The sequence below is a fragment of the Pseudomonas sp. 24 E 13 genome (assembly GCF_900004715.1).
Taxonomy (GTDB): domain Bacteria; phylum Pseudomonadota; class Gammaproteobacteria; order Pseudomonadales; family Pseudomonadaceae; genus Aquipseudomonas; species Aquipseudomonas orientalis_A.
The window spans coordinates 1-204 of record NZ_CVTO01000038.1 but is presented as its reverse complement, the minus strand read 5'-3'; the positions used below and the strand labels follow the sequence as shown (position 1 = coordinate 204).

Below are 204 nucleotides of genomic sequence, written 5' to 3'. Positions count from 1 at the left end.
CGAGCACCACGCCTGCGGTCACCACGATTACTGATGTGGTCGATACCACCACTGTCACCCTGACGGCCGGCTCGACCGTGACTGAAGGTGGCCAGATCACCTACACCGCGACCCTGACCAACCCGGCACAGACGCCGGTGAGCGTCACCTTGAGCAATGGCTCGGTGATTACCATCAAGGCGGGGGAATCGACGGGTACTGTTG

Annotated in this window: 1 protein-coding gene; it reads left to right on the top strand. The window is 61.8% G+C overall.

The annotated features are described in order from the left end of the window. Positions 1–204: immunoglobulin-like domain-containing protein (locus BFP90_RS01595; protein ID WP_370671676.1), on the top strand; the 204-nt coding region annotated here is incomplete at both ends.